Source organism: Shinella sp. R2-11, assembly GCF_055330205.1.
Genome location: NZ_JBVAPC010000003.1, coordinates 94,258 through 120,313 on the forward strand (window position 1 = coordinate 94,258; position 26,056 = coordinate 120,313).

The 26,056-nt window shown below is 65.8% G+C and carries 22 protein-coding genes; 13 read left to right on the forward strand and 9 right to left on the reverse strand.

All coding sequences use genetic code 11. The annotated features are described in order from the left end of the window. Positions 1-2 precede the first annotated feature (2 nt). Together ACZ1A1_RS08940 and ACZ1A1_RS08945 are read left to right on the forward strand one after the other, a co-directional pair. The gene (locus ACZ1A1_RS08940) at positions 3-758 is read left to right on the forward strand and encodes an SDR family oxidoreductase (protein WP_463619621.1); all 756 of its coding nucleotides are present in this window, start codon (positions 3-5) and stop codon (positions 756-758) included. Beyond that, entirely contained in the window at positions 755-1,642 is an 888-nt protein-coding gene (locus ACZ1A1_RS08945) for an aldose 1-epimerase (protein WP_463619622.1), read from the forward strand. The genes ACZ1A1_RS08940 and ACZ1A1_RS08945 overlap by 4 nt, the downstream gene beginning before the upstream one ends. A 63-nt stretch (positions 1,643-1,705) precedes the next feature. Here the strand turns inward: ACZ1A1_RS08945 and araH are convergent, their stop codons facing one another. The 3 genes from araH to ACZ1A1_RS08960 form a co-directional block, all read right to left on the reverse strand. Then, on the reverse strand, positions 1,706-2,656 hold the full coding sequence (araH, locus tag ACZ1A1_RS08950) for an L-arabinose ABC transporter permease AraH (RefSeq protein ID WP_463619623.1): 951 nt from the start codon (positions 2,654-2,656) through the stop codon (positions 1,706-1,708). Then, entirely contained in the window at positions 2,653-4,185 is a 1,533-nt protein-coding gene (araG, locus tag ACZ1A1_RS08955) for an L-arabinose ABC transporter ATP-binding protein AraG (protein WP_463619624.1), read from the reverse strand. Before araG ends, araH begins: the two co-directional genes overlap by 4 nt. A 63-nt stretch (positions 4,186-4,248) precedes the next feature. Then, positions 4,249-5,232 (reverse strand): arabinose ABC transporter substrate-binding protein, encoded by a 984-nt coding sequence (locus tag ACZ1A1_RS08960; RefSeq protein ID WP_460927208.1) that lies wholly within the window; start codon positions 5,230-5,232, stop codon positions 4,249-4,251. Between the two features lie 219 nt (positions 5,233-5,451). Here ACZ1A1_RS08960 and ACZ1A1_RS08965 point away from each other — a divergent pair, with 219 nt between their 5' ends. The 3 genes from ACZ1A1_RS08965 (at position 5,452) to ACZ1A1_RS08975 (ending at position 9,046) form a co-directional block, all read left to right on the forward strand. Further along, entirely contained in the window at positions 5,452-6,189 is a 738-nt protein-coding gene (locus ACZ1A1_RS08965) for a FadR/GntR family transcriptional regulator (protein ID WP_409530022.1), read from the forward strand. Between the two features lie 11 nt (positions 6,190-6,200). Then, positions 6,201-6,977, forward strand: coding sequence for an SDR family oxidoreductase (locus ACZ1A1_RS08970; RefSeq protein ID WP_463619625.1), 777 nt, complete (start codon positions 6,201-6,203; stop codon positions 6,975-6,977). A 200-nt stretch (positions 6,978-7,177) separates the two neighbouring features. Continuing rightward, positions 7,178-9,046, forward strand: coding sequence for an FUSC family protein (locus ACZ1A1_RS08975; RefSeq protein ID WP_463619626.1), 1,869 nt, complete (start codon positions 7,178-7,180; stop codon positions 9,044-9,046). Positions 9,047-9,055: 9 nt separating this feature from the next. Here ACZ1A1_RS08975 and ACZ1A1_RS08980 read toward each other — a convergent pair whose 3' ends face one another. From ACZ1A1_RS08980 to lsrA, 5 genes are all read right to left on the reverse strand, one after another. Beyond that, on the reverse strand, positions 9,056-10,309 hold the full coding sequence (locus ACZ1A1_RS08980; protein ID WP_463619627.1) for a class II aldolase/adducin family protein: 1,254 nt from the start codon (positions 10,307-10,309) through the stop codon (positions 9,056-9,058). A 65-nt stretch (positions 10,310-10,374) separates the two neighbouring features. After that, positions 10,375-11,406, reverse strand: a complete 1,032-nt coding sequence (lsrB, locus tag ACZ1A1_RS08985; RefSeq protein ID WP_337182647.1) for an autoinducer 2 ABC transporter substrate-binding protein LsrB — start codon at positions 11,404-11,406, stop codon at positions 10,375-10,377. Positions 11,407-11,408: 2 nt separating this feature from the next. Continuing rightward, complete coding sequence (locus tag ACZ1A1_RS08990) at positions 11,409-12,422, reverse strand: ABC transporter permease subunit (RefSeq protein WP_463619628.1); 1,014 nt, start codon at positions 12,420-12,422, stop codon at positions 11,409-11,411. Further along, the gene (locus ACZ1A1_RS08995; protein WP_463619629.1) at positions 12,419-13,450 is read right to left on the reverse strand and encodes an ABC transporter permease subunit; all 1,032 of its coding nucleotides are present in this window, start codon (positions 13,448-13,450) and stop codon (positions 12,419-12,421) included. Before ACZ1A1_RS08995 ends, ACZ1A1_RS08990 begins: the two co-directional genes overlap by 4 nt. Continuing rightward, positions 13,443-14,945, reverse strand: coding sequence for an autoinducer 2 ABC transporter ATP-binding protein LsrA (gene lsrA, locus ACZ1A1_RS09000; protein ID WP_463619630.1), 1,503 nt, complete (start codon positions 14,943-14,945; stop codon positions 13,443-13,445). Before lsrA ends, ACZ1A1_RS08995 begins: the two co-directional genes overlap by 8 nt. 240 nt (positions 14,946-15,185) lie before the next feature. Between lsrA and ACZ1A1_RS09005 the strand changes: the two genes are divergently transcribed. The 3 genes from ACZ1A1_RS09005 to ACZ1A1_RS09015 are packed head-to-tail and all read left to right on the forward strand — an operon-like array spanning position 15,186 to position 18,041. Continuing rightward, positions 15,186-16,133, forward strand: a complete 948-nt coding sequence (locus ACZ1A1_RS09005; protein ID WP_463619631.1) for a sugar-binding transcriptional regulator — start codon at positions 15,186-15,188, stop codon at positions 16,131-16,133. 4 nt (positions 16,134-16,137) lie between these two features. After that, positions 16,138-17,700 carry an autoinducer-2 kinase gene (gene lsrK, locus ACZ1A1_RS09010; protein WP_463619632.1) on the forward strand — a complete coding sequence of 521 codons (1,563 nt, stop codon included), beginning with the start codon at positions 16,138-16,140 and terminating at the stop codon, positions 17,698-17,700. A 35-nt stretch (positions 17,701-17,735) separates the two neighbouring features. Next, on the forward strand, positions 17,736-18,041 hold the full coding sequence (locus tag ACZ1A1_RS09015) for an antibiotic biosynthesis monooxygenase (RefSeq protein WP_424548160.1): 306 nt from the start codon (positions 17,736-17,738) through the stop codon (positions 18,039-18,041). A gap of 140 nt (positions 18,042-18,181) precedes the next feature. On the opposite strand, the gene ACZ1A1_RS09020 is transcribed toward ACZ1A1_RS09015, so the two are convergent. After that, positions 18,182-18,979, reverse strand: a complete 798-nt coding sequence (locus ACZ1A1_RS09020) for a DeoR/GlpR family DNA-binding transcription regulator (RefSeq protein ID WP_313194239.1) — start codon at positions 18,977-18,979, stop codon at positions 18,182-18,184. A 369-nt stretch (positions 18,980-19,348) separates the two neighbouring features. On the opposite strand from ACZ1A1_RS09020, the gene lsrF reads away from it, so the two are divergent. The 5 genes from lsrF (at position 19,349) to ACZ1A1_RS09045 (ending at position 26,056) form a co-directional block, all read left to right on the forward strand. Next, on the forward strand, positions 19,349-20,236 hold the full coding sequence (lsrF, locus tag ACZ1A1_RS09025) for a 3-hydroxy-5-phosphonooxypentane-2,4-dione thiolase (RefSeq protein ID WP_119254921.1): 888 nt from the start codon (positions 19,349-19,351) through the stop codon (positions 20,234-20,236). Between the two features lie 64 nt (positions 20,237-20,300). Then, positions 20,301-22,256, forward strand: a complete 1,956-nt coding sequence (locus tag ACZ1A1_RS09030) for an SDR family oxidoreductase (RefSeq protein ID WP_463619634.1) — start codon at positions 20,301-20,303, stop codon at positions 22,254-22,256. 116 nt (positions 22,257-22,372) lie between these two features. After that, positions 22,373-23,488 carry a sugar ABC transporter substrate-binding protein gene (locus ACZ1A1_RS09035; protein ID WP_463619635.1) on the forward strand — a complete coding sequence of 372 codons (1,116 nt, stop codon included), beginning with the start codon at positions 22,373-22,375 and terminating at the stop codon, positions 23,486-23,488. 58 nt (positions 23,489-23,546) lie between these two features. Further along, positions 23,547-25,085 carry a sugar ABC transporter ATP-binding protein gene (locus ACZ1A1_RS09040; RefSeq protein ID WP_463619636.1) on the forward strand — a complete coding sequence of 513 codons (1,539 nt, stop codon included), beginning with the start codon at positions 23,547-23,549 and terminating at the stop codon, positions 25,083-25,085. 5 nt (positions 25,086-25,090) lie between these two features. Continuing rightward, positions 25,091-26,056 carry an ABC transporter permease gene (locus tag ACZ1A1_RS09045; RefSeq protein ID WP_313194244.1) on the forward strand — a complete coding sequence of 322 codons (966 nt, stop codon included), beginning with the start codon at positions 25,091-25,093 and terminating at the stop codon, positions 26,054-26,056.

Here is a 26,056-nt window from a genome sequence, read left to right on the forward strand (position 1 = left end):
CCATGACAGAGCTGACAGGAAAGACCGTCCTTCTCACCGGCGCGCTCGGCACGCTCGGCCGCGCCCAGGCAGACCGGCTGGCCCGCGCCGGGGCGAGCCTGCTGCTGCTCGACCGTCCGGGCGCCGGCGGCGGCGAAGACTTTGCCGCCGAGGTGGCCCGCGCGAATGCGGGCAGGGCCCTCTATGTCGGCGAGGACCTGAACGACCTTGCCTCCGCGGAAAGGCGCGTGTCCGCGCTCTCTCGCGAGCATGGCGGCATCGATATTCTCATCAACAATGCCGCGCTGATCATCAACAAGCCCTTCGAGGAATTCTCGCTGGAGGAATACGAGGACCAGGTCCGCGTCAATTCCTCCGCCGCCTTCGCGCTGGCCCGCGCCGTGGCGCCGGCCATGAAGGAAAAGGGCTATGGCAAGATCGTCAATTTCTGCTCGGTCACGCTGAACGGCCGCTGGGACGGCTATGTCCCCTATGTCGCTTCCAAGGGCGCGATGCTGGGGCTGACGAAGTCGCTGGCGCGCGAGCTCGGGCCGCATGGCGTGCGCGTCAATGCGGTCTCGCCCGGCGCGGTGGTGTCGGAGGCGGAGGCGCGCGTCTTCGCCGACCGGCTGCAGGCCTATAACGACTGGATCCTAGAGAACCAGTCGCTGAAGGCACGCATCCAGCCGGAGGACGTGGCGGAACTGGTGCATTTCCTCGTCTCGCCGGCATCCGACATGATCTCCGGCCAGAACATCGCTGTCGACGGCGGCTGGTGATGGCGGTTTCGCTTTCCAACGGCAGGGCGCGCATCACCGTGCGGCCCGATCTCGGCGCCGGGCTGACGGCGTTCGACGTGCGGCATGGTGAAGGCTGGCAGCCGATCTTCCGGACGGTCGATCCCGGGACGGCGCATCCCTTCGCCCTGTCCAATATCCTGCTCGTGCCTTTTTCCGGGCGCGTTTCCGGCGGCGGCTTCTCGTTCGACGGTGTCTTCCATGCATTGCCCCGCAACATGGAGAGCGAGGCCTATCCGCTCCACGGCGGCGGCTTTTCGGCCGCGTGGCATGTCGCGTCGGAAGGGGCGGATTTCATGAGCCTTGCGCTGTCGGCGGAAGGGCCGGGGCCATTCCGTTTCGACGCGGCGGTGACGTATCGCCTCGACGGTGCCGGGCTCGTCATGACGCTCGACGTCACCAACCGCGCCGCCATCCGGCTGCCTTATGGCCTTGGTTTCCATCCCTGGTTCGTGCGCGATGCGGATACGACGCTCGCCGCCCCCGCCACGGATGTCTGGCTGGAGCAGGCCGATCATCTTCCGAAGGGCCGCGAGCCCGTCGCCAAACATCCGGACATGGATTTCAACCAACCCCGGCTTCTTCCTGTCCGATGGATCAACAACTGGTTCGACGGTTGGGACGGCAAGGCGCGGATCGTCTGGCCGGGAAGAGGGCTTGCGGCGGATATCGAGGCGAGCGGGGCGCTGAACCGCTATGTCGTCTTCTCGCCCGCCGCGGATGCGGACTTCGTCTGCTTCGAGCCGGTGACGCATCCCGTGGACGCCTTCAACCTGCCCGGTGAGCCGCAGGACCATGGGCTCAAGGTGCTGGAACCGGGCGAAAGCCTCGGCGTCTCCATGCGCATCACGATCCATCCCGCATGATGAAAGCGTAAAGGCCGCGGTCCGGTGTCGGAGACGCGGCCTTTGCGAGATCGGCAAGGCGCATCAGGTCCGCCGGCCGGCGGCTGCCGAGCGGAGGTTGTCGAGCAGCACGGCGAGCAGCAGGATGAGGCCGCGCACGACATATTGGTAGAATGCCTGGATGTTGAGGAGATTCATGACGTTCTCCGCAATGCCCATGATGAGCACGCCGACGATGACGCCCGTCATGGCCGCCCGGCCGCCGGCAAGCGAGACGCCGCCGAGCACGCAGGCCGAGATGACCGAGAGTTCGAGGCCCGTGGCGGCATTCGGCTGGCCCGAGGTGATGCGCGAGGCGAGCAGCACGCCGGCCACCGCGCAGACGAAGCCCTGCAGCGCGAAGATCCAGATGCGCATGTTGGAGACATTGACGCCGGCAAGGCGCGAGGCCTCGGGATTGCCGCCGATCGCCAGCGTGTTCTTGCCGAAGACCGTGCGGTTCAGCACGAAGCCGAAGACGATGAAGAAGACGGCCATGACCCAGATCGGCGTCGGGATGCCGAGGAATTTCGACAGGGCAAGCTGGTAGAATCCGGGATCGTTGATGCCGACGGCGCGGCCGTCCGAGGCGATCAGCGCGAAGCCGCGCACGATCTGCATGGTGGCGAGCGTCGTGATGAGCGCGTTGATGCGGAAGCGGGCGATGACCACGCCGTTGATGAGGCCGACCGCCCCGCCGCACAGAAGCGCGGCGATGAGGCCGATGACGATCGAGCCCGAGGCATTGGAGGCCATGACGGCGATCATGCCGGAAAAGGCGACGGTGGAGCCGACCGACAGATCGAAATCGCGCGAGGCGAGGCAGAACATCATCGTGCAGGCGACGATGCCGATGGTGACCACCGATTGCAGCAGGCCGAGCATGTTGCGCTCGGTCAGGAAGTTCGGAACCGTGAGCGCCACGATGGCGAAGGCGACGGCGAAGATGACGACGAGGCCCTGCTCGCCGAGGAGGAGTTTTTTCAAGGACGTCATCGCGACTGGACCTGCTGTGTTGGAAGTTCGCTGGCATTGGCCACATCGGGAAGAGCGGCGGCGAGGATGCGGCGCTCGTCGAAATCGGCGCGCTCGATATCGGCGGCCACCCGGCCCTGGCACATGACCATGATGCGGTCGGTGATGCCCATCACCTCGGGCAATTCGCTCGATATGACGACGATCGCCATGCCCTGGCCGGCAAGCTCGTAGAGGATTTCGTAGATTTCCGACTTGGCGCCGACATCGATGCCGCGCGTCGGCTCGTCGATGATGAGGACCTTCACGCCCTGTTCGGAAAGCCAGCGGCCGAGAATGACCTTCTGCTGGTTGCCGCCGGAGAGATTGACGATGTCCTGCTTGCGCGAGGGCGTGCGCACGCGCAGCCTGGCGATGAAGCGCTCGGCCAGTTCCGCCTCCTTCTTCGGCTGGAGAATGCCGAAGGGGGAGAAATGGCGGCGCGAGGAGATCGCCATGTTCTCCTCGATGTTGCGGCCCTGCACGATGCCGTCGAACTTGCGGTCCTCCGGGCAGAGCACGATGCCGGCACGGATGGCGTGTGGCGGACTGTCGGGTATGACCGTTCTTCCATCGACGCTGACGGTGCCTTGCAGGCGGCTGTCCGCGCCGTAGACGAGGCGCGCCATCTCGCTGCGCCCGGCGCCGATCAGGCCGAAGAAGCCGAGGATCTCGCCCTGGCGCACGGAGAAACCGATCGGGTTGCGCAGCTTGCGGCCGGCAAGGTCCTTGACCTCCAGCCGCACGGCACCCCGCTCGCGCGGGCGAAAACCCCAGATGTTGGAAATCTCGCGCCCGACCATTTCGGCGATGATCTGCTCGCGCGTGATCTCGGTAATCGCGGGATGATGGGCGGCAAGCTTGCCGTCGCGCAGCACCGTGAGGCTGTCGCACAGGCGAAAAATCTCATCGAGGCGGTGCGAGACGTAGAGGATGACCTTGCCCTGCGCGCGCAGGCGGTCGATCAGCGCAAAGAGGATTTCGCTTTCGCGCGAGGAGAGCGAGGAGGTGGGCTCGTCCAGCGCGATGACGCGCGCATCGGCCATCACGGCCTTGGCGATCTCCACCATCTGGCGCTCGCCGATCGAGAGCGAGGCGACCTTGGCGGCGGGATCGATGTCGATGCCGATCTCCGCAAGCTTCTCCTTGACCACGCCGACGAGGCGCGTGCGGTCGATGACGCCGGCCCTGCCGGGAAAGCGGCCGAGCCAGAGGTTTTCGGCGACCGTCAGTTCGGGCACGAGCTGGAGTTCCTGGTGGATGACGATGACACCGGCCTCGAAGGCATCCCGCACGGAGCGGTAATGCTGCGTCTTGCCGTCGATGAGGATCTCGCCGGCATCGGCGGACTGGTCGCCGGAGAGCACGCGGATGAGGGTGGATTTGCCTGCGCCGTTTTCGCCCATCAGGCCATGCACGGCGCCCTTCTTCACGCAGAAGGAAACGTCGGCGAGCGCCTGCACGCCGGGATATCCCTTGGATATCGCCCTGAATTCGAGAAAGTCCGTCATGTCAGCACCCCGAAAGAGGCCCGGCGGCTATGCCGCCGGGCTGAGCTCGTCCTCAGAGGATGATTATTCGATGCCGAGGTCCTTGCGAACCGTTTCGTAATTGTCGCGCAGCGCGACCTGGCCGGCGGTCAGGATCAGCTTTTCCGGCTCCTTGCCGTTGGCGACCCAGTCATACATGTTGAGCGCGGTCTCGTAGCCGTGGCGCTTCGGCGAGATGATAACGGTGCCGAAGAAGCCGGTGGCTGCGGGCTTCTTGAACTCGTTGATCGCCGAATCCGCCCCGCCGATGCCGACGCCGATCATGCTGTCGGCGGCAATGCCGACGCTTTCGGTGGCGCGCACCGCGCCGAGGACGGCTTCGTCATTGAGGCCGACGGCGACCCAGTGCTTGATGCCGGCATTCTTGTTGAGAACGACGGTCGCGGCATTGAGGGCGGCTTCCGTATCGGTCTTGGCCTGGGGCGCGTCGAAGATGTTGGCTTCCGGGAAGCCGGCGGCCTTCAGCACGGAGAGTGCGCCTTCGACACGATCGACCGCCGTCGGGAGCTGGTCGTAGGAGACGCGGATCGCGCCGACATCCTTCATGTCCCAGCCGCGCTTCTTGATTTCGTCGACGATCGTCTGGCCGACGGCCTCGCCGATCTTGGTGGCGGAAATGCCCATATGCGGCACGTCCTCGATCGGGCTGCCATCGGCATTGACGAGGCGGTCGTCGACGGTCATCAGCTTGAGATCGTTGGCGGCGGCCTTGGCGACGATACCGGGGCCGAGCTTGACGTCCGGCGTGCAGATGATGAAGCCTTGGGCGCCCTGCGCGCCGAGATTGTCGATGGCCGACTGAACCTTCTCGCCATCTTCCGCGCCGATCTTGACGAGCGTGAAGCCCTTCTCCCTGGCGGCGACGTCGGCGAACTTCCACTCGTCCTGGAACCACGGCTCTTCCGGCTGCTTCACGATGAAGCCGATCTTGACGTCGGCGGCGAAGGCGGAGGTTGCTGCGAATACGGCGACGGTGCCAGCCAGGATGGCTGCCTTGATAAAGCCCATTGTCTCTCTCCCAAAACAACTGCGTCTGCAGTGCCCTTGGTGTAGGGTTTTTCATCATATCCGTCAATTGTCTTTGTATGATGAATTGAATATCGATGTATGATAGTGATGTCGGATCGACGCGAAACCGGCCGTCGCCAGCGCGGCTGAAACCGGTTATGCATCGCAGGCTGAGTGGGATGGAGAATGGTCGTGCAGCAACAGAGTGAGCGCCCGGATATGTCCGAAGGCGAGGGGAGCGTGCGCCGGCCCCGGGTGCAGAAGAACGTGACGCGGACGATCGCGACAGATATCTGCGCCGATGTCTTCCCGGTCGGCGCCTTCCTGCCGACGGAGAACGAGCTGTGCCTGCGCTACGGCGTCAGCCGCACGGTGATCCGGGAATCGCTGAAGAGCCTCGAATCCAAGGGGCTTGTGCGCGGGCGCTCGCGCGTCGGCACCGTCGTCTGCCCGAAGGAGGAGTGGAACATCCTCGACCAGCAGGTGCTGGAATGGATCGGTCCGCGCATCTTCGAACTCGACCTCCTCAACTGCGTGCTGGATGCGCGCCGCGCCATCGAGCCCTTCGCCGCGGAATTCGCCGCCGAGCGGGCGACGCTGCAGGAGGTCGCCGAGATCGAGCGTGCCTGGGAGGAGATGCGCGATGCGGAGGGGGACCTCGAAGCCTTCACCAAGGCCGACGTCGCCTTTCATGCGGGGCTTTTGAAGGCGAGCCACAACCAGGTCTTCATGCAGCTCGCCAGCATCATCCGGGCGGCGCTGGAATTCTCCCTGCATGCGTCCAACGAGGCGGCGGATGCGCGCGGCGAGGCGGTGGAAATCCACAGGCAGCTCGTCGAGGCGCTGCGCCTTCGCGACAGGCAAGCCGCCCGCGAATGCTCGCGCCGCATGCTCGACATCGCCGCGCGCGACATCGCGATCGCCGTCCGCAATCATCCGTCGTCGAACGGCCGCTGAGGAGAACCGACATGGCAGGACGTCTCGAAGGCAAGCGGATCGTCGTCACAGGGGCGGCGCAAGGCATCGGCCTCGCCATGGCCGAGGCCTTTCTTGCGGAAGGGGCGAGCCTCTTCCTGATCGACCGCGACGGCGACCTGCTTTCCGCTGAGACGGAGCGCCTGCGCGCGGCCGGCGGGCGGATCGGCCATGCGGCTGCCGATATCACGGATGCAGCGGCCATCGAGAGTGCCGTGACAGCCGCAATGCTGGAGATCGGCCGGCCGAACGCGCTCGTCAACAATGCCGGTGTCAATGTCTTCTTCGAACCGTTGAAGCTTTCCGATGCCGACTGGCAGCGCTGCTTCGACATCAATCTCAAGGGCGCCTGGAATTGCAGCCGCGCGGTGCTGCCGGGCCTGATCGAGGAAGGCGGCGGCGTCATCCTCAACATCGCCTCCACCCATGCCTTCACCATCGTTCCCCACAGCTTCCCCTATCCGGTTGCCAAGCATGCCCTGCTCGGCATGACCAAGGCCCTCGGCCTCGAATATGCCGGGCAGGGCGTGCGCGTGAACGCGCTGGCGCCGGGCTATGTGCGCACGCAGAAGGTCGTGGACTACTGGAACAGCTTCCCCGATCCCGCGGCAGCCGAGGCGGAGACCCTGAAGCTCCATCCCGGCGGGCGCATCGCGACGCCGGAGGAAATCGCCAAGGCGGCGCTCTTCATGATCTCGGACGAATGCCCGTTCATGAATGCCACCTGCCTGACGGTCGATGGCGGGATGACGGTGCTCCACCATCCCTGAGCGGTTCGCACGGAAACGGGCCCTTGGCAGAAGGAGGCATTCGTGGCCGATATGCGCCTGCCACGCTCCTGACGCGCGCCGTATCACCGCCAACAGGCCGCAGGTAGCAATGCCGCCTCCTTCCGGAAAACCTGATCCATGCGATTGTTAATCCGGAAGAGGCGAACTAGTTTCGGCCTGCCGAACCCGCCGGAATCCTCATGCCCGATCCGATTGCAAAACCCGATCTTCCATCGCCAGCGGCGCGCGCGCTCCAGCTGCGCTCGCTGTTCGCCCTGAACAAGCCGGGTGCCCGGCGCTGGCCGTTTGCACTCCGCGCAGCCCTTGCCATGGGCGTGCCCGCGGCGATCGGCTGGGCGGCGGGGGACCTGCCGGCGGGACTGATGGCGACGATCGGCGGCTTCACCGCCGTCTACGGCAATGACCGGCCGTTCCTGAACCGCGCCTTTCATCTTGGCGCGATCGCGGTATCCTTCGCGCTTGCCGTGATGATCGGCGTGGTGGCGGGCGGCACCGAGTGGCTGACCGTTCCGGTGGTGACGTTGCTCGCGACCGCCGCCGCCTTCCTGTGCAGCGCGCTGAAGGTCTCCCCGCCGGGGGCCTATCTCTTCACGCTTGCGGTCGCGGCCGGCACGGCGATGGGGGCGGAGCACCTGTCCTGGTGGCATGTGGGCACGCTCGTCCTTGCCGGCGGGGCTTTCGCCTGGGTTCTGCATATGGCAGGGGCGATCCTTGCGCCGCGCGGGCCCGAGGTTCTGGCCCTGAAGGCGGCGGCCCGCGCGGTCGGCGATTTTCTCATCGCGGCGACGACCCCGGGCGGGGACACGGCCCGGCATCAGGCGGCCATTGCGCTGCATCTCGCATGGACGGTGCTGGTCAGCCAGCAGCCCGTGCAGCCTCGCCCGAACGGAACCTTGTCGCGGCTGCGCGCCGAGGGCCGGGAACTGCACATGATCTTCGCCGAGGCGATCAATGCGGTGGGGGCGGGCGAACCGATCCCGCAGGCGAATGTCGAGCGCGTGCAGGCAATCGCCCGGCAGGGGGCGATGCCGGTGGACGTCACCAATCCCGGCCATATCCCGCTCGGCCGCGTCAGCGGCTGGCAGCTCCTGAAGGAAGGCGCAAGGCCGGGCGCGCAGGCATTCGAGATCGGCCTGCGGGTGGCGGTGGCTTCGGCGGTGAGCGGGCTCTTCGGCTGGTTGACGAATATCGAGCATGCCTACTGGATCACCGCCGCCGCCGTGCTGATGCTCTACCAGGGCCTCGACCGGGCGACGATGCTGCAACGCGGCATCCAGCGGGTTGGCGGCACCCTGATCGGCACGGTCCTCGCCGGCGTCGTCCTGTATCTTCACCCCGAAGGGCTGTGGTTCGCGGCCACGATTGCCCTCCTCCAGTTCATCATCGAATTGCTGGTGCTGCGCAATTACGGGCTCGCGGTCGTCTTCATCACGGCGATTGCCCTCACCATCGCCTCCGGCGGTCATCCGGTGGCCGACATTCCCCATCAGGTCTGGGTCCGCGCGGAAGATACCTTTCTCGGCTGCGCGATCGGTGTCGCGGCGTTCCTGCTTCTGGCGAAACGGGGAACGAAACGGGCGATTTCGCAGGAACTGTTCCGGACCTGGGGGGCGATCGATCTGGTCGCCCAGCATCTTGCGACGGGCGATGCCGATACGGCGGGCGTGCGCGGCGCCCGGCGCAACCTGCAGCATCACATAATCCTGCTGCTGCAAAGCTACGATGCGGCGGCCGGAAGCGGTGCGGAAAGCCGGGCCACGGCGGAACCGCTCTGGCCCGCCGTCGTCGCCACCCAGCGCCTCGCCTACCGCCTGCTCGCCGCCGCCTGGCGGATCGAGGCCGCATCGGCGACAGGGGAAAATACCGCACTTGCGGAAGAACTGTTCGGCAAGGAAGGCGCAGCGCAACTGCACGCCTGCCTCGCCGGGATAGTCAATGCGTTCCACAACGGCACCGCACCGCCGCCCGATCCCGAGGTTCCGGCATTTCTCGAAGCGGAAATCCGCTTGCTGGGCAGCTCGATCGTCACCCCGTCCAGCCGGGCCTGACGGAAGACGCTATTGAGCGGCGACCTTCAGCTTTGCCTGTTCCAGTGACCAGTATTCCATGTCGAACAGGTCCGCCTCGCCGATGGGCGTGAAGCGGCCATAGGCTTCGGCGGCGTTGATGGCGCGGGTCGCCTGCTCGCAGAGGTCGCCGCCGATCCTGGCGGCCTTCGCGTTGGCGCCGAGGGCATAGATGCCCTTGCCGCGGACCAGAACGAGGCGCGGATAGACGTCCAGCATCTGCTTCGGCTCATTGGTGCGGGCGGCGTTGCGTTTGAAGTAGGCGCGGTAGCGATCGGCATAGGCTGCAAGCGCAACGTCGATCGCGGCCTCGTCCGCATTGGCCTCGATGATCATCGGCCAGGGCTTGATGCGGATGACGTGATCCGGCGTGACGGTGCCGCGCAGGCCGATCGCCTCGACGTTTTCATTGCCGGCATGTTCGCGGATCGCGGCGGTGGAGCGGTAGTCGAGGAAGACGCCCCTGGCGAAGGGCGAGCCGTCGCGGGCAAGCGCGGCTTCCAGCCGCGCCGTCAGCGCCGCGTCCTCCTCGCCGTCGCTCGGCTGCGGGCCGGAGAGCGTGACGCCCTTACGCGCCAGCTCGTCTTCCGCCATGGTGACGAATTCGATCATCAGCTCGTAGGAGGCGCGGGCATCGTCGGCGAAGGTGAAGAGGCCGTGGTTCTCCAGCCAGAGGCCTTCGCAGCCCGGATGGTCGCGGTAGATGCGGTCGGCGACGATGGAAAGGTCGAAGCCGGGCATGACATAGGGCACATAGGCAAGGCGCTCGCCGTAGACGCGGCTGATGGTCTCGCGCATGTCGGGCTGGTCGGCGAGCGCCAGGATCGCCGTCGCATGGGTGTGGTCGACGAAGGCGAAGGGCAGGAAGGCGTGCAGCAGGGCTTCGACGGACGGGTTCGGCGCGTCCGCCTCGATGAGGCTGGCGCGCAGCAGGGCGACCATGTCCGGATCGGAGAGCTTCGGGCCGTTGCGGGCTTCGAGCAGCGGGGCGAGACGGACGGCAGGCAGGCCCGGCGCCTCGATCGTGTCGAGGTCCCAGCCGCTGCCCTTGATGTGCATGAGGGCTTCGCCGTCGGCCGAGATCACCTTGACGGAGGTGTTTCCGCCGCCGTGCAGCACGAGGTCCGGGTCGCCGCCGATGATGCGGGAGGTATAGATGCGAAGGCCGAGGGCTTCGCTCTGTCCGGCCCCGCGCGCGGCCTCCACGTAACGGGCTGCGTCCTCGTCGTTCCAGCGGCTTTTCATGCGGATTGTCCTGTCCTTGAAATGAGTGCGGCGGGCAGCCGGAGCCGCCCGCCGTCCATATGTTGTCAGAAGTCGAAGTTGGCGATGTTGTCCTTGGTGAAGACGGTGCGCTCCGGCAGCAGGATGATGCCGTTGCCGTCGGCCTCGTAATCGTAGCCCTGCACCTTGTTGGCTGAGACCTCGACCGTGCCGACGCCGGGGATCTCCAGCTTGTCGCCGACCTTCATCGGGCCGTTCTTCAGGACGTGATCGGCGACATAGACCGAGATCTTGCCCTGCTGCGTGACGTCCCACAGGCCGAAGCGCTGGATCGTGCCGCGCTCGATATAGGGGCGCATGACGTTCGGCGTGGAGAAGCCGACGATGGTGACGCCCTCGGCGCGCTTCAGGTTTTCCGCTGCCTGCGCGGCGGCCGGCAGGGCGTTGGCGTCGGGCGCGATGATAGCGTCGAGGTCCGGATAGGTCTGGAGGATGCTTTCGGCCGTCTGCAGCGACTTCTGCGCGTCGTTGTAGCCGTACTGCGTGGTGACGATCTCCCAGCCCGGATGCTCCTTGGCGATCTTCGCCTTGGCGGCTTCCGCCCAGGCGTTCTGGTCGGTCACGGTCGGGCTGGAATAGAAGAAGGCGACCTTGGCCTTTTCCTTCGTCACGCCTTCGGCTGCCATGTCGACCAGGAGGCCGCCGAGTTGTTCGGGCGTGCCCTGGTTGATGTAGTAGCTGCGGCAATCCGGGTTGACGTCGCTGTCCCAGGTCATGACGAGCACGCCGCGATCCATCGCGCGCTTCAGCGCCGGGCACAGGCCGTCCGGCGAGACGGAGGAGACGATCAGCGCATTGTAGCCCTGGTTGACGAAGTTGTTGATGAACTGCACCTGGCCGGAAACGCTGGGCTCCGTCGGGCCGTCATAGGTGACCTTGACGCCGAGCTCCTCGCCGGCCTTCGTCGCGCCGGCACCGCCGGAGGTGAAGAAGCCGACGCCCACCAGCTTGGGGATGAAGGCGATCTGGTTTTCGGCATGGGCCGCGCCCGAGGCGAGCATGGTGCCGGCAAGAAGCGCCGCGGCGACGGCGCCGGATTTCATGATGTTCTTGATCATTCTCATTCTCCTCCTGAAGTGACTGCCGCCCGGGTCTGTCTTCTTTGCCGGGCGACGGCGATGAAATCGGCCAGCATTGCGCTTCCGTGGCGCAATGCGACCGCGATAACCAGCAACCCTCCCGAAAGTGCGCTGGAAATCTGGCTGGGGACGCCGGCCGCCTGCAGGCCCTGCTGCAGGTAACCGATGACGAAGGTGGCGATCAGGGTGCCAAGGATGGACCCTTGCCCGCCATAGATGGAGGCGCCGCCGAGCACGGCCGCGGTGACGGCCGGCAGCAGCGTCGCCGAGCCGAGGTCGACGCGGGCGGAGCCGAAATAGGCCGACATGACGAGGCCGGCGATGGCGGCCGAGACGCCGGTGATGACATAGGTGATCGTCTGCACGCGGCCGACCGGGATGCCGGCGAAGCGCGCCGCGCTTTCCGACTGGCCGGAGAGGAAGACGGCGCGGCCGAAGCGCGTGAAGTGCAGGAGCACGACCAGCACGAGGGCGAGCGCGAGGAACAGCGCGAGCGGGGCCGGCAGGCCGAGGACTTCCGCATAGCCGAAGGCGTTGAAGGCGTCCGGGAAATTACCGATGCCCTCGTAGCCGCCCGCGCCGACGAGACCGGAGGCGACGGTTGCGGTGCCCTGGAAGAGATAGAGGCTGCCGAGCGTGACGACGAGCGGCTGGATCTTCGACAGGTGGATGACGGTGGCGTTGAGAAGGCCGCAGAGCGCGCCGGAGACGAGCGCCAGCGCGATCGAAAGCGGCAGCGGCACGCCGTAGAAGGTGGCGACGCCGAAGACGATGGCGGCAAGGCCGATCACCGAGGCGAAGGAGACGTCGATGCCGTCGGCGATGATGACGAGGGTCAGCGGCAGGGCGACAATGCCGATCTGCACGAAGTCCGAGGTGCCGTAGATCAGGTTCGCGACATTGAGGAAGCGCGGATTGACGAGGCCGAAGATGGCAAGCTCGGCGACGAGCATGGCAAGGAGGGCGGTCTCCCAGCGGAAGATGAGCTTCTTCATCGGCCGGCCTCCACGCTGCGCGCCGTCGTCGTTTCAGCGGATTGGGCGGGGCCGCGCTCGTGCACGGCATAGCGGCGGGCGCGGATGCGGCGGTCGATGATCTGGCGGATGCGCCCGTCGAGCAGCAGCACCGAGAGCAGGATCGCGCCGGCGATGAAGTCGTTCCAGTAGGCGGGTATCTTCAGGAAGACCAGCGCGCTGTCGATGGAGGTGATGAAGATGACGGCGGAAAAGACGCCCGCGACCGAGCCGGTGCCGCCGAGCAGGCTCACCCCGCCGAGCACGTTGACGGCGATGGCCTTCAGCTCGATGCCGTTGCCGGCCTGGTTGGGGATGAAGCCGATCTGCGCGGCGAAGACGAGGCCGGCGAGCGCGGCGCAGATGCCCGTCGCGACGAAGGCGGTGAACTGCACGCGCCTGACCGGCACGCCGAGATGGTGTGCGGCGGCGCGGTTGTCGCCGACGGCGTAGAAATAGCGGCCGAAGCGCGTCTTGCGCAGCACGAGCCATGCAAGCACGACGAGAACGAGCACGACGACAGTGAGCGCGGAGAAGCCGGGGCCGAGGTTGCCGGCGAGCGCCTTCAGGCCCTGCGGCAGGTCCTCGATCCAGCGTCCGCCGGTCAGAACGAGCATGATGCCGCGATAGAGGCCGAGCGTGCCGAGCGTGGCGACGATGGAGGGGATGCCGAGATAGGCGACCATCAGCCCGTTGAAGGCGCCGGCCGCTGCCCCCGTCATCAGGCAGAAGGCGATGGCGAGCGGCAGGCCGAGGCCGGCATTGAGCGAGAGGCCCAGCACGGCGGCGCTGAGGCCGAGCACCGAGCCGCTGGAAACGTCGATGTTGCGCGTCAGGATGACGATCATCGTGCCGAGCGAGATGAGCATCAGCACGAGGCTGTTGGAGACGACGACCGAGGCCGTCGCGCCGGAGAGATAGCCGGGCGCGGCCGCGCCGATGGCGGCATAGGCGACGACGAGAACGGCGATGAGCGTTGCGACGCGATTGCGCGCGAAGAGGTCAAGCATGGCGGGCCTCCGAGGCGCCGAAGGCAAGGCGGGCGATGGCGTCGACCGAGATGTCGTCCGTCAGTTCCCCGCCGGACTGGCCGAAGGCCATGACCTCGACTCGGTCGGCGAGCTGTTCGATCTCGTCGAAGTCCGACGAGATGAGGACGATGGCGACGCCTTCTGCGGCGAGCTTGCGGATGAGGTCGTAGATGTCGTTGCGGGCGGCGACGTCGACGCCGCGCGTCGGCTCGTCGAGGATGAGCACCTTCGGCCGGGCCGAGAGGCATTTTGCCAGCAGCACCTTCTGCTGGTTGCCGCCCGAAAGGCCGCGCGCCTCCTGGCCGGGACCGGTGCACTTGATGCCCATGCTGGACCGGAACTCATCGAAAGCCTTCCGTTCCGCACCGGGGCGCAGGAAGAAGGGCAGGCGATGCACGAGATAGGACGAGACGTTCCAGAAGAGCGGCGCTTCGAGGAAGAGGCCGTGCTGCTGGCGGTCTTCCGGCAGGTAGACGAGGCCGTGGTCGATGCAGATGCGCGGCGAGCGCTTCTTCAGCTCCGCCCCGTCGAAGACGACGCTGCCCGCCGTCTGGGGGCGGAGGCCGAAGAGCGTTTCAGCGAATTCCGTGCGCCCCGCGCCGACCACGCCGGCAAGGCCGAGGATCTCGCCGGCCCTGACGTCGAGGCTGATATTGCGAAAACCCTCGCCGCTGAGGCCGCGCACGCTGAGGCGCGGCTGGCCGATCTGCGCGACCTTGCGGCCGGTGCGATCCTTGCCCGAGGCCTCCGTGATCTGCACGCGGCTCATCGCGTCGATGATCTCGGCGTCGCTATAGGCTTCGAGCGGGCCGGAAAGCACGATGACGCCGTCGCGCAGCACGCTGATCGTGCCGCAGATCTCGCGGATTTCGCGCAGCTTGTGCGAGATGAAGAAGATGCCGACGCCCTGCGCCTGCAATTTGCGCACGCGCTGGAAGAGCGCGCTCGTCTCGAAGGGGGTGAGGGCGGAGGTGGGTTCGTCAAGGATCAGCACGCGGGCGTCGCGCACGAGGCCGCGCAGGATCTCGACGATCTGCCGCTCGGCGATTTCGAGGGCGGCGGCCTGGGCGTCGAGGTCGAGCGAGACGGAGAGTTCGGCGACGAGCTGCTCGACGCGCGGGCGCAGGGCCTTGGGCGAGGCGGCAAGGCCGAGGCAGATGTTTTCGAGGACGCTCTGGTTGGGCAGGATATGCGCTTCCTGCGGCACCAGATAGAGGCCGAGGTCCTGCGCATGGGCCGGCGAGGCATGGGTAAGCGGCCGGCCGTTGATCTCGATCTCGCCGGAATTGGCCGGGATGACGCCCGACATGATCTTCATGAGGCTCGACTTGCCGGCGCCGTTGCCGCCGAGAAGCGCGTGCACTTCCCCGGCCTGCAAGGCGAGCGAGACGCCCTTCAGCACCGGAACGGCACCGTAGGACTTCCAGATGTCCGTCAGCGTCGCGACCCTCCCGGCCGCCGGGCTACCCGTCATTCTGCACCTGTTCATATGTAATCTATGCCAATCATGTGATCATAGTGATTGGTGGTCGTCAATATGCTCAAAGCGCCGGACGGCATCGCAAAAGCGGAATATTGCACTGCAAAATATGATTTATCCGCGAAAATCAACGGATTGCGGCCGCAAAGAATTTTTCGCCATGCGGATGCGTTGACGTATCAAAAGTTTTTTTGTTATTCAAATGATCAGAAATAGACCGAGGGAGCCGCTTGCATGGCGTCGGACAACGGGGAATGGAGCTACGCCGATACGGACGAGGAGATCCTCACCCGCATCGCCTGGTACTACTATAACGACGGGCTGACGCAGAACGAGATCGGCGAGAAGCTCAATATGTCGCGCATCAAGGTCTCGCGCCTGCTCGAAAGCGGCCGCCGCTCGGGCATCATCCAGGTGCGCATCAATTCGCGCTACCAGGGCTGCCTTGCGCTGGAGCGGCAGATCAAGGAACGCTACAGGCTGCTCGAGGCCTATGTCGTGCCGCAGCTTCCCGACCAGGATCCGAGCGACCGGCTCGGGCAGGCGGCAGCGCAGTTCCTCATGCAGCGCTTGCAGACGGACGATCTTCTGGCGGTCGGCTGGGGCGCCACCGTTTCCAACACCATCCAGCGGCTCGGCCATCTCGCCAACGAGCGCAATATCGGCCTCGTCAGCCTCACCGGCGGCGTCGGCACCTATGTCGACGGCATGCGCACGGCCAATTGGGGCAGCGGCGTGCATCTGGTGCCCGCGCCGCTCGTCGTGCGCGATCCGGACGTGGCGCGCAATCTTTCCTCGGAGCCGGCGGTCGCCAACCTCCTCGACATGGCGCTCAACGCCAGCTACCAGCTCGTCGGCATCGGCGAGCTTTCCGCCGCCTCCACCGTCGTGCGCTCGGGCTATGTCAGCCCCGACGAGGTGGAGCCGCTGCGCCGCAAGGGCGCGGTCGGCGATATCCTCTGCCAGTTCTACAACGAGCGCGGCGAACCGCTCGACCTGCCGCTGCACGACCGGGTGATCGGCGTGAAGCTCGCGGCGCTGTCGCGTGCCGAAAAGGTCGTGGCGGCGGCGGGCGGCATTCACAAGGTCGGGGCCATCCACGCGGCGCTGCGCGGAAAATTCGTCGGCATCCTCATCACCGACGAGACGACGGCCGCCGGCCTCATCGAGATCAAGGACTGAACCCATGACGACTTCATACCTGCTGGCCGTCGACGCCGGCACCGGCAGCGGCCGCGCCGTCATCTTCGACGAGAACGGCAACCAGATCGCCAGCGCCCAGCACGAATGGTGGCACAAGGCCGATCCGCGCTTTCCCGGCTCCATGGATTTCGACGTCGAAGGCAACTGGTCGCTCCTGTCGCGCGCCATCCGGCAGGCGATATCCGAGGCCGGCATCGCGGCCGCCGATATCCGCGCCGTCAGCGCCACCAGCATGCGCGAGGCCATCGTCGCCTATGACCGCGCCGGCCGGGAGATCTGGGCCTGCGCCAATGTCGACAGCCGCGCCGTCAGCGAAGTGCGCGACCTGAAGCGCGACTTTCCGGGCCTCGAACGCGACCTCTATGCCGAGACCGGCCAGACCTTCGCGCTCGGCGCCCTGCCGCGCCTTCTCTGGCTGAAGCGCAACCTGCCGGACGTCTACGCCCGCATCGACAGGATCAGCATGCTTTCCGACTGGGTTCTGGCGCGCCTTTCCGGCGTCATCGCCAGCGATCCCTCCAATGCCGGCACCACCGGCCTCTACAGCTTGACGAAACGCGACTGGCTGCCGGAGGCCATGGCGAAGGCAGGCATGCGCGGCGATATCTTCCCCGAAAGCGTCGAGCCGGGCACGGTCATCGGCCGAGTCACCGAAAAGGCGTCGGACGAGACCGGCCTTGCCGTCGGCACGCCCGTCGTCATGGGCGGCGGTGATTGCCAGAGCGGGGCTGCGGCCATCGGCGTCGTCAACGAGGGCGACTGCGCGGTGCTCGGCGGCACCTTCTGGCAGCAGGTGGTCAATGTCGGCCCCGCCGTCTCCGACCCGTCGATGGACCTGCGCATCAACCCGCATGTCGTCACCGGTCTCAACCAGGCCGAGGCGATCAGCTTCTTCGTCGGCATTGTCATGCGCTGGTTCCGCGACAGTTTTGGCGCGGAGGAAGTGCTTGCCGCCGGACCGGGCGGCGATGCCTACCGGCTGCTGGAAGAGAAGGCGGCGGGGGTGCCCGTCGGCGCCTACGGCATCATCCCGGTCTTCTCCGACGTCATGCATTACGGCAACTGGTATCATGCCGCCCCGTCGCTGCTGAACCTGTCCATTGACCCGGAAAAATCCGGCAAGGCCGCGATCTTCCGTGCCTTGCAGGAAAACGCCGCCATCGTCGCGGCCCGCAACCTTTCGGCCATCTTCGAGCTCTCCGGCAAGACGCCGGACAAGATCGTCTTCGCCGCCGGCGCATCGAAATCCGCCCACTGGTCGCAGATACTCTCCGATGCGACCGGCCTTCCGGTCGTCACCCCCGTCGTCAAGGAAGCGACGGCGCTCGGCTGCGCGGCCTCCGCCGCCATCGGCATCGGCCTTCGCCGCGATTTCGTCGAGGCGGCCGAGGGCTGGGTGCGCTGGGACAGGCGTTTCGAGCCGAATTTCGCGCACAAGGCCATCTACGACGAGGCGGGCGAACGCTGGGCGCGGGCCTATGCGCTGCAACGCCAGCTCGTCGACGAGGGCGTCACCACGGCCATGTGGAAAGCGCCGGGCCTTTGACCTTTCATCATCGATACAACAACAGGGATTACGACATGCTCATCCAGATGGTCAGCATCAATGTCAAACCGGGCCACGCCGATGAATTTCTGGAGGCCTTCCGCATCAATTACGAGGGCACGCGGCTCGAGCCGGGCAACCTGCGCTTCGATGTGCTGCGCAACCCCGAGGATGAGCACAGCTTCGTCATCTACGAGGTCTTCAAGTCGCCCGAAGCACTCGACGAGCACCGCAAGACGCCACACTATCAGGAATGCGTGCGCCGGATCGACCCCATCCTCGCCGGCCCGCGGACGAAGACGTTCTACAAGGTCGAGATGGCGGACTTCCTGGCCGCGTGAGGCCAGCCTCGACCTGAACCGGCGCGCGCCCATGCGTGAAAGCGTGGCGCGCCCGGAGGCCTCGAAACGGGATTTGTGATAAACGCAACACGATATCCGATACGCTTGTCGCCATCGTCCCACCTGCCGGATTGCGTCTCCTAGACGATCTCGACATTCACCTTCGAGGCGCGGATGAGGTCGAGTTTGCCGGGCGGTATGTCGCCCGTCAGGATCACCAGGTCGAAATCCGTGATTTCCGCCACATAGTTCAGCGCACTGAAGGTGAACTTCGTGGCGTCGGCGAGGAGGATGCGCTTGCGCGCCACCTGCATCATCGCCTGCTTCGCGCGCACCACGATCTCGTCGGGTGTATAGAGCGAAAGCCCTTGGATCGTCGTGGTCGACAGGATCGCCACATCGACATGGTAGGAGCGGATCGCCTTTTCGCAATTGGCTCCGAAATAGCCGTGATAGCCCGGATGATAGCGCCCGCCCGTCGAGATCAGGTCGATTTCGGGGGCGTGGCGGAGCTTTTCCAGGATCGGCGCCGCATTGGTCACCACGGTCAGCGGTGCGACATCCAGCAGGAATTCGCTCAGATAGTAGGTGGTGGTGCTGTCGTCGATCATCACGGCATTGCCGGGCTCCAGCCGGGCGACCGCCGCGCGCGCCAGCCGCCGCTTGTCTTCCACGTTCTTGCGCCCGCGATAATTGTAGCTGCTCTCGAACAGCAGCGACTTCTCCGCGGACACCGAGCCCCGCAGGCGCCGCACGAGCCCTTCCTTTTCGAGCACGGAAAGGTCGCGATGGATGGTCATCAGGCTGACGCCGAGGGACTCGGCAAGGTCCCGGATCTGGGTCGACGAGCCGCTCATCAGCGTCTGGATGATTTTCGTGCGCCTCCTCTCAGCCTTGGAAGAGGCGGCCTCGGGATCGGAATTGTTATGATCGTCCATGTCGTCCCGCTCTGAATTTAACATTTTTCCTTTATTGGGGAATTCGCGTGGCATGTCCATCGAATTCTTGCGCAAACGCGAAATCTGGAAAAATGACGGATTATCAGCATATTTAGCGGGTTCTCTCAGATTATAAGCGTGGTTTTCTGGGGCGCATGCATTTGCCGTTTTTTGGCGATGCAACATAAATTCCGATAGAAATAACAAAATCCTTGATATTTATAAAATCGATTGCTAGGAATCGGTCATTCGACGGTGGGAGGTCACCGACAGGCAAGACGGCGTTTCCGGCGGGGAGCTTCAGGCTCCGGGCCAGCGATGGCGCGCGTCGGCAGATCGTCGCCGGCTGGCGGCAGAAGAGAGGATGACATGGCAGATCTGGACGACATCAAGGACGGCAAGGACTGGGGACGGGATCGTCCGGCGGATACCTCGCGCTTCTTCCTCAAGGGCAATGCGCATCACGACTGGGGCATGAAGGCGCGGCTTTCGCAGGTCTTCCGTCCCGATACCGGCCGCACCGTGATGCTGGCCTTCGACCACGGTTACTTCCAGGGGCCGACCACCGGCCTCGAAAGGCTCGACCTGACCATCGCGCCGCTCGCCGCCCATGCCGACGTGCTGATGTGCACCCGCGGCGGCCTGCGCAGCTCGATCCCGCCGGAATCGCTCAAGCCCGTCGTGCTGCGCTGCTCGGCCGGCAATTCGATCCTGACGGAGCTTTCAAACGAGCTCGTGAGCGTGGAGATCGACGACGCCATCCGCCTCGGCGCGGCCGCCATGGCGGCGCAGGTCTATATCGGTGCGGAATACGAGCACAAGTCGATCGCCAATGTGGTGAAGCTGATCGATACCGGAACGCGCTACGGCATTCCCACCATGGCCGTCACCGGCGTCGGCAAGGCGATGGCTCGCGACGCCCGATATTTCGGCCTCGCCACCCGTATCGCGGCGGAAATCGGCGCGCAGTTCGTCAAGTCCTATTATGTCGACGAAGGCTTTGAGCGCATCACCCTCGGCTGCCCGGTTCCGATCGTCATTGCCGGCGGCAAGAAGCTGCCGGAGCGGGAAGCGCTGGAAATGGCCTATCGCGCCATCGACCAGGGCGCGGCCGGCGTCGACATGGGCCGCAACGTCTTCCAGTCGACCGATCCGGTGGCGATGCTCGCCGCGCTCGCCGCCGTCGTGCACGAGGGCCGGACCGGTGCGCAGGGCTATGAGCTCTTCCAGGACCTGCACGGCAAGACGGCGGCCTGAGCGCCGCCATCGCCGAAGGGAGGGGCCGGGTCTTGCGGCCCGGCTGCATAACAAGGATCATCGCATGGAAAACCTCTGGAACGAGGCTGAAGCGGACAAGGCCGTCATGGGCCTCGACTTGCGCGCCTACTCGTCGCGGCTCATCGGCTGCGACCCGGCCATGGTGCTGCATGGCGGCGGCAACACGTCCTACAAGGGGGCTCTCACCGACCGTTTCGGAAACGAGCAGCAGGTGATCTGGGTCAAGGCCAGCGGTTTCGACCTGGGCACGATGGGCATAGAGGGCTTCACCGCGCTCGATCTTCCCGCATTGCTGGCGCTCGCCGAGCTTGAAACGCTGACGGACGGCGACATGGTGGCCGAGGTCAAGCGCGCCCGCCTCGATCCGCAGGCCGCGGCCGCCTCCATCGAGGCGATCGTTCATGCGCTGTTTCCCGCCGCCTATGTCGACCATTCCCATGCCGACGGCGTGCTGACCGTCTCCAACAGCGCGAATGGGACAGCGCTGCTGCGCGAGATTTACGGCCCGCGCGTCATGATCCTGCCCTATGTGAAACCCGGCTTCGATCTCGCCCGCCAGATGCGCGCGGCGCTCCTTTCGCCGGAATTCGCAGAGGCCGATGCGATCATCCTGGAGCATCACGGCGTCTTCACCTGGGGCGATACGGCCCGGGAAAGCTATGACCGCATGGTGGCGATCTGCGCCCGCGCCGAGGATTGGCTTTCCGCCCGTATTCCGCCCCTGCCGGCTACCCCGGATGCCGCGACCGATCCCGTCGATATCGCCCGTCTTCGCGGGGCCGTCAGCCGCATCGCCGGCCGCGCCATGATCTCGCGTCCCGTGCCCGGCGTGCCGGCTTCGGAGATCGCGGCGATCGCCCGGCTTTCGCGCCATGGCACGCTGACGCCCGAACATGTCATTCACAACAAGCCCTTTCCCGCCGTCATCGGCGAGGCGCCGGAAAAGGCGCTGGAGGACTTCGCCGCCGAATACCGCGCCTATGTCGAGCGCGGCGGCGACAAGGACCTGATACCGCTGCCGCCCCATCCCCATTGGGCCCTGCTTTCCGACGGCGCGGTGCGCAGCTTCGGGCCGACGCTGGCGCGCGCGCGCGTCTCGGCGGACGTGGCCGCGGCCAATCTGCGCGCCCTTCGGCTGGCGGCTCGTCTCGGCGGCTGGCAGGGGCTCGACGAGGCCGACCTGCGCGCGCTGGAATATTGGGAACTGGAGCAGGCCAAGCTGCGGGCGCAGGGCGCGCTGCCGCCGCTGGCCGGCAGGGTCGCCGTTGTCGGCGGCTGCGCCACCGGCATCGGCCGTGCCGCGGCCGAGGCGCTGCGTGATTGCGGCGCGGTGGTCGTGGGGCTCGACATCAACCCCGCCGTCAAGGACCATATGGACCGTCCGGGCTATGAAGGCATCGTCGTAGAACTGACCGATGAAGCGAAGGTCAGCGCGGCCTTGCGGCAGGTCGTGAACGACTATGGCGGCCTCGACATCCTGGTCTCCAATGTCGGCATCTTCCGCGCCGGCGCGAATATCGAGGTGCTGGACGATGCGGCATGGGACGCATCGCTCGCGGTCAATCTGACCTCGCATCGCAAGCTTCTGAAGCAGGCCGTTCCGTTCCTGCGCCACGGCGTCGATCCGAGCGTGGTCTTCATCGGCTCCCGCAACGTGCTGGCGCCCGGCGCTGGCGCGGCCGCCTATTCCGTCTCGAAGGCGGGGCTGACGCAATTGATGCGCGTCGCCGCCCTCGAACTGGCGCCGGAGGGTATCCGGGTCAACGCGATCCATCCCGACGGCGTCTTCGACACCGACCTGTGGACGCCCGAGGCGCTGGCGACGTCGGCGCGGCGCTACGGCCTGACGGTCGAGCAATACAAGGCGCGCAACCTCATGCGGACCGAGGTCACGTCGAAGGACGTGGCACGCGCGGTGGTCGCGCTGGCGGACAGCACCTTTTCCCGGACGACGGGCGCACAGATTCCGGTGGATGGCGGCAATGACCGGGTCATCTGAACCGGAGGAATACCAGGCGGCTGGATCGTAAAAGGCCAGCTTCCGAAGAGCGACAGCAGGAAGAACCGGTTGTAAAGCAAGCACCAGCACAAGAGGAGGATAGGATGCGAGGCTTTTTGAAAGGACTGACCACGGTATCGGCACTGTGCCTGATGGCAGGGGCCGTGTCCGCCAAGGACTACAAGGTTGCCGTCATCCGGTGGGAACCGAACGACATCTATTTCAACGGCGTCGCGCTCGGCCAGCAGCAGGAGGCAAAGCGCATCCAGACCGCGACCGGCGACACGATCACGTTCAACGTCTTCGGCGCGAACGATGCCGGCCAGCAGCTCAAGGCGCTTCAGGCGCAGTTCGACAGCGGCGTGGACGGCGTGCTCCTGACGCCCTGGCGCGGTGAGGCCATGCGCAGCATCGTCAAGCAGTTGCAGGAGGCCAATATTCCGGTCGTCACGACCAATGCCTGGGTCCCCGGCGTCAAGCAGACCTTCGTCGCCTTCGACAACGAGACGGCCGGCCGCCTTGGCGGCGAGGCGCTGGTCAAGCGCCTCGACACGCTGCGCGGGGAGGGCTGGGCTGAAAAGGGCGGCGTCTTCATCGAACTGCGCTGCATCATCACCGCTTCCTTCGATATCGCGCGCCACACCGGCTACCGGTCGGCGCTCGATCCGATCGCCGCCAAATATCCCGGCGTCAAGATCGTCGAGCAGGAAGCAGGCTGCGACGGCGGCAAGGCGCGCAAGGTGGTCGACGACGTGATCTCGCGCGAAGGCGCGGACAAGATCCTCGGCATCGCCAGCATCGACGGCACGATGGGCATCGGCGGCGCGGTTCCGGCCTTCAAGGCGCAGGACCTGCTCTTCCCGATCGACGATCCCAAGCACATCCCGGTTGCGACCATCGACGGCACGGTGCCGGAATTCCAGTCCATGGCCCGCGGGGAGATCGACCATATCTCCGTGCAGCCGGCGACGGGCGAAGGCATCATCTCCATGCGGATGCTCTATACGCTGATGTCCGGCAACGCCTTGCCGGAAGAGGGCAAGGTGCTGCTCGACGGGGAAGATCCCGTCTGGGCGCCGGTGAAGGTGCTGACGCCCGACGCGATCGAGGGTTCCTGGTACCAGACGCAGGCCTATAGCGTGCCGGGCGATGCGAACTACGACGACCCGCACAACTGGGCGAACGAAATGACGGTCGAGCAGACGGGCAAGATGCCCGACTTCGGCAAGTAACCGGGCCTCGGCTGCGGGCGTTCAGGCGCTCGCAGCCATTCCCGCAACAGGAGTTCACATGACACTGGACCCTTCGCTGAGCTTCGCCGTGCAAGGCGTGACCCGCCGGTTTCCCGGCGTTCTGGCCGTCGATTCCGTCGATCTGGGCGTCCGCAAGGGCGAGATACACGGTCTGATCGGCAAGAACGGCGCGGGGAAGTCGGTGCTCGTCTCCATGGTGGCGGGATTGCTCGCACCGAGCCAGGGGCAGATCGTCACCGAACACGGCGCGCTGACGCCGACGCATTCCGGCCCGGCGCGGGCCAAGAAACTCGGCATCGCGCTCGTCACCCAGGAGCCGGCCTTCGCCGCCGACCTTTCCGTGGCGGACAACCTCTTCATGGGGCGCCATCCGGGCGGCCGCCTGAATTTCCTTGCCCCCTCCGTGACGCGCCGGCAATCGGCGGAGGTCATCGGCGAGCTCGGCCTTCGCGCCCGCCCCGAGGATCGCATGGGGGACCTGCCGCTGGAGACCCAGCAGCTTCTCGCATTCGGCCGCGCGGTCTTCATCGAGAAGGCGCGCACGATCCTCCTGGACGAGATCACCGCATCGCTGACGAGCGAGCGCAAGGAGAGCTTGCTCGGCCTCCTGCGGCGGTTGATCATCGACCAGCCGGACCTGTCCTTCACCCTGATCTCGCATCATGTCAGCGAGGTGATGGGCTTTACCGACCGCGTTTCCGTGATGCGCGACGGCGAGCGCGTTGCGACGCTGGAGACGGCGGCGACGACCGGCAGGGAACTGGCCGACTGGATTGTCGGCGACGTCGCGCGAACCGAGATCAACTATACCGACCAGCCCGAATTCACCGCTCCGCCCGTGCTGACGGTGCGGGCGCTGAAGGCCGGCCGCTCCCTCGCGCATCTCGACCTTGCGCTTCATCGCGGCGAGGTGCTGGGCTTTGCCGGCCTTGAAGGCTCCGGCAAGGACGCGGCCATCGAGGCGCTTTACGGGCTCGTTCCGAACCATGGCGGCTCCATCGAGATGGACGGCGTCGAGGTGCATTTGAAAAGCCCCAAGGCGGCCCAGACGGCGGGCGTCTCCTTCCTGCCCAAGCATCGCGAGGAGCAGGCGGTGATCCAGAACCGCTCCGTGCTGGAAAACGCGATCATCGCCGGCCTTCCGGTGCTGACGAACCGGCTCGGCTTCGTGCGGCGCGGCGAATGCGAGGCCGTCGCCCGGTCCATCGTGACGCGCCTCAAGGTCAAGACACCCGGCCTCGACGTGCCGATAGACGGCCTGTCAGGCGGCAACAAGCAGAAGATCCTGCTTGGCCGTCTCTCGCTGACGGCGCCGCGGCTGGTGCTTTTGAACGAACCGACGCGCGGCGTGGACATATCGGCCAAGCCGGACATTCTGAAGATGATCCGCGAGGACCTGTCGCGCGATGCGGGCGTCATCATGATCTCGGAAAGCGAGGAAGAGCTGGCCGAGATCTGCGACAGGATCCTGATCTTCTATCAGGGACGTGCGGTCCGGGAATTGAAGCGCGGCATGCCGGGCTTCGATGTCGAGACGATCTACAAGGCGATACAGGGCGTAGAGGTGCGGGTATGACTTCGGTGAACAAATTCGTTTTTCTCATTCTGGAAAAGCACCTGATCTGGGCCCTGCTCGCGCTGTTGTGCCTTGCCGGCCTGGCGGTGCCGGGCTTCCTTTCGGCGCGCAACATCCTAAACGTGATGTGGGCGGCAGCCCCGCTCGGCTGCATGGTGCTCGGTCTGTTCTTCGTGCTGCTGACCGCCAATGTCGACCTGTCGCTGGAATCGACCTTCGCCCTCGCGCCAGCGCTGGCCGTCGTGTTCTTCTTCCAGGGGATGGGGCTCGACAGCTACCCGATCGTTGCCGTGCTCTGCACGCTGCTGTTCGGCGCCATCGCGGGGCTGGTGAACGGCCTGTTCTCCGTCAAGCTGAGGGTCAGCTCCTTCCTCGTCAGCCTCGGAACGATGCTGCTGATGCGCGGCATCGTGGTCTATCTGATCCCGGAAGGCGTCTATTATCTGCCGGAGGGCTATGTCTATCTCGGCTCGGCCAAGCTCTTCGGCATCCTGCCGGTGGCCGTCCTTGTGTGGATCGCGATCTTCGTCCTGGCATGGCTGATGATCGACCGCCACCGGCTCGGCAAGGATATCCTCGCGCTCGGCAACAACGAGCATGCCGCCTTCGTGGCGGGCGTGAACATCGAGCGGACCAAGATTGTCTGCTTCGTCATCGCCGGCTTCCTGGCGTCGCTCGGCGGGCTTCTCGAGGTCGGCCGGCTGGAATCCGTCGTGGCCGACATGGGGCAGGGCGATATCATGATGGTCTTCGCCGGCACCATTCTCGGCGGAACGGCCCTGACCGGCGGCAAGGGCAATGTCGGCGGCGTCTTCGCGGCGGTGCTGGTGATCTCGATCATCGAGAACCTCATGAACCTCCATGGCGTGCCGCCTTCGATCCGGCAGGTCGTCTTCGGCGGCGTGCTTCTGGTGGCGATCTATCTCGCCAGCCTGCAGGAGCGGCTGCGCCACGCACGGCTGGAGTCCTGA